The 3,502-nt window shown below is 69.8% G+C and carries 4 protein-coding genes; 3 read left to right on the top strand and 1 reads right to left on the bottom strand.

Annotated features, from left to right (window positions below; genetic code table 11):
- Positions 1 to 123, top strand: a 123-nt coding sequence (locus ACTT8P_RS38010; protein WP_442836360.1) for an adenosylhomocysteinase, incomplete at its 5' end; no start/stop codon positions are given.
- A gap of 173 nt (positions 124 to 296) precedes the next feature.
- Complete coding sequence (locus ACTT8P_RS38005; RefSeq protein ID WP_442836359.1) at positions 297 to 911, top strand: hypothetical protein; 615 nt, start codon at positions 297 to 299, stop codon at positions 909 to 911.
- 51 nt (positions 912 to 962) lie between these two features.
- Here the strand turns inward: ACTT8P_RS38005 and ACTT8P_RS38000 are convergent, their stop codons facing one another.
- A complete protein-coding gene (locus tag ACTT8P_RS38000) occupies positions 963 to 1,928 on the bottom strand; it encodes an RDD family protein (protein WP_442836358.1) in 966 nt (321 codons plus the stop codon).
- A 126-nt stretch (positions 1,929 to 2,054) separates the two neighbouring features.
- Between ACTT8P_RS38000 and ACTT8P_RS37995 the strand changes: the two genes are divergently transcribed.
- The gene (locus tag ACTT8P_RS37995; RefSeq protein ID WP_442836357.1) at positions 2,055 to 3,062 is read left to right on the top strand and encodes a stage II sporulation protein M; all 1,008 of its coding nucleotides are present in this window, start codon (positions 2,055 to 2,057) and stop codon (positions 3,060 to 3,062) included.
- The last annotated feature ends 440 nt before the right edge of the window (positions 3,063 to 3,502 follow it).

Below are 3,502 nucleotides of genomic sequence, written 5' to 3'. Positions count from 1 at the left end.
AAGGTCGCCCGGCTCCACCTCGACGCGCTCGGCGTCAAGCTGACCACGCTCCGCCCGGAGCAGGCCGAGTACATCGGCGTGCGGGTGGAGGGCCCGTACAAGTCGGACCACTACCGCTACTGACCTCGCGCCGCAGCTCGCCACGAGCGGGCGTGAGCCTGTCGTGAGCGTGTCCGTGCACTGACACGCTCACGGCAGCAGGTCCTCCGAGGCAGGCCCCCGCACCCCCGTGCCGGGGGCCTGCCCCGTCGGTGGACCAGCAGCGCCGGCCCAGCCCGTCACGACCCAGGACCCCCATGCCCCGCGGCCGTTATTCGCTCCACGATCCGCACGATCACACCCCCCTCGCAGAAGAACACTTCCAGTGCGCCCCCGGCCCTTCCGGCTGGCGCTACGTCTCCCAGTCGGTCACACCGACCGGAGACCACACCGGCTCCGTCGACCTCGCCCTCGACGAACTCGGCCGCCCCCTCCGCCTCGAACTCCACACCGCCGACTGGCAGGTCCGCGGCGCGGCCATCGACGGCGTCACCTGGGTCCGCTCCGACGCCACCGGAACCCATGCCACCGAAGGCAATGTGCGCGCCCACACCTTCACCGGCACCTCCCCGGCGTTCCTCGTCGCCACCGCCCGTCTCCTGCGCCTCACCCCCTCCCCATCAGCGACTCGCGTGCGCCTCGTGGCCCTCACGGAACCGGTCCTCGCCCCCCGCACCGTGGACCAGTCCTGGGCCTTGCTGAAAAGAGAAGCACACACCACTGACAGTGGCCCCCTCACCGTGGAGGAATACCAGGTCACAGCCCTGGACACAGGCGAGCAGCACGCCGTGCACCTCGCCGGCGACGTGGTCCTGGCAGCCCCCGGTATCGAGCTCGAAGACCTCGAGTCACCGCCGTCCGTCTTCCCCTGACCCGGCCACCGCCGCACGGCCGCGACATCGTCGCTGCCGCTCCCGTCCTCCCTACGCCGGTGGCACGAAGCCGGTGCTCGGACGCTGCTCCCGCGGCGCCTCCTCCGGCGCCGCCGGCTGCTGCCCGGCACCCGACGGCGCCGTAGGCAGGTGCGGCGGCACCGGAGGCCGTACCGGTTCGCCTCCGCCGACGACACCGGGCGTCGCCTCGACACCCGCTGCGGACGGCCAGACCGCCCCACCCGGCACGGGGGGAGGCGCAGCGGTACCGCTCCCGAAGGCCCGCCGAGCCTCCCGGCCCTGCCGCTCCTGCACCACGGCCGCCAGATACGCGGCCGGCGGAACGTCCTGCGGCACGGGAGTCCCCGTACAAGCCGCGAGATCGTCGGCGAGCCGTCCCGCCATGGCCTGACCCACCTGCGGATCCAGTTGGCGCATGCGGGTCAGGTACTGCCGGACCGCCAGCCACAGATCGTCCGGAACGGCCGACAGGTCCAGCCCGGAGAACCGTCCCGCCAGCCACGGCGGAGGCGGCGGCAGAAAACCTCCGGGCGCGACCGGTACCCGCTCCCGCACGACCAGCGTGCCCGCGAACACATCGCCGATCCGCCGCCCGCGCGCCGACACCAGCGAGGCGATACAGGCGGCGACCCCGAAGGTCATCAGGATCTCGACCACCCCGAGGAGACCGCGCACCAGCGCGTGCCGGAACCGGATCGGTCCGCCGTCGTCACGCACCACCCGCAGCCCACACGCCATCTTGCCGAGCGACCGTCCATGGCTGAGCGTCTCGACCGCTATGGGACCGCCCACCAGCAGCAGGACGAAGGCCGCGACCGACAACGCGGTCTGCGCCGCCTGGTCCATGGACGCCGTGGCCAGGACCAGGACGACGGTCACCGCCACGTAGACGGCGACGGCCACCACCAGATCGAGCAGCACGGCCAGTGCCCTGCTGGGCAGTTTCGCGGGGCGCAGCTCCAACGCCACCGCCTCGCCGGTCACCAGCTCACTCACGCCTGCCGCCCTTCCCCTGACCTGCCCCCGACACGGTCAGTCTGCCAAGCTGAGCACACATCGCGCCGCAGTACGACAAGCTGATCCACGACGAGCCCCGACGAGAGCCGAGGAGCAGGCACACCGATGGACCTCGACGTCTTCGTCTCCGCCCACCGCGCGGAGTGGGACCGCCTCGATGCCCTGCTCAAGCGACAGCGTCGGCTCACCGGCGCGGAGACCGACGAACTCGTCACCCTCTACCAGCGCACGGCCACCCACCTCTCACTTATCCAGTCCAGCGCCCCGGATCCCCAGCTGACCGGTCGGCTCAGCCAACTCGTGGCACGCGCGCGTGCAGCCGTGACCGGCGCCCGCCGTGCGTCATGGCGTGACGTCACCCACTTCCTCGCGCACGGCTTCCCGGCCGCCGTCTACAAGGCGCGCCACTGGTGGGTCCCCACCGCTCTCCTCTCCACCGCGGTCGCGGTCCTCCTGGGCTGGTGGATCGGCACCCATCCCGAAGTACAGGCGACCATCGCGGCCCCGAGCGAACTGCGCGAGCTGACTCGCCCCGGCGGCCAGTACGAGGCGTACTACTCCACCCATCCGGCGACCTCCTTCGCCGCCCAGGTCTGGACGAACAACGCCTGGGCCGCCGCCCTCTGCCTGATCCTGGGCGTGTTCTTCGGCCTCCCGGTCATCTGGATCCTCTTCCAGAACATGCTCAACCTGGGGGTCGGCTTCGGTCTGATGTCCTCGGCCGGCCGTCTCGACACCTTCCTCGGCCTCGTCCTCACGCACGGACTCCTGGAACTGACCGCCGTCTTCGTCGCCGCCGGAACCGGCCTGCGCCTCGGCTGGACCCTCATCGACCCGGGCCCGCGCACCCGCCGGACGGCTCTCGCCGAGGAAGGCCGTGCGGCCATCGGCATGGCGATCGGCCTGGCCCTGGTCCTGTTCGTCTCCGGCGCCATCGAAGGCTTCGTCACCCCCTCCGGCCTGCCCACTTGGGCCCGCCTCACCATCGGAGTCCTGGCTGAACTGGCCTTCCTTGCCTACGTCTACGTCCTCGGCGGCCGAGCCGCTCGGGCCGGCGAGACCGGTGACGTCGACGCCACCGAGCGCAGCGCCACCGTCCCGACGGCCGCCTGATGTGCGCGCGCCCCTGGAGAGCTGCTAATCTCCTCTTCGCCCCGCAAGAGCCGTTGACACGACAGGAGCGGGGAGGTAGATTCGAACAGTTGCCTGTAGGTGGCCTAGCCCCGAGGCGACCGTGAGTATCTATCAGCTTCTCGTTTCCTTCGAGATTCGAAGAAGCCTCTCCCGATGAATCGGAAACAGATCGCCGATCAGACCGGCCGAAAACTTCTGATAAAGTCGGAACCGCAGGAAAGGGAAACGCGGAAGCGGAAACCTGGAAAGCACCGAGGAAATCGGATCGGAAAAGGATCTGATAGAGTCGGAAACGCAAAACAGCAAGACCGAAGGGAAGCGCCCGGAGGAAAGCCTGAGAGTGTCTCTCGGGTGAGTACAAAGGAAGCGTCCGTTCCTTGAGAACTCAACAGCGTGCCAAAAGTCAACGCCAGATATGT

It is taken from the genome of Streptomyces sp. JW3 (assembly GCF_052216785.1).
Lineage (GTDB): Bacteria > Actinomycetota > Actinomycetes > Streptomycetales > Streptomycetaceae > Streptomyces.
Note: the sequence above shows the minus strand (reverse complement) of the source record. Positions and strands in the feature narration are given on the sequence as shown.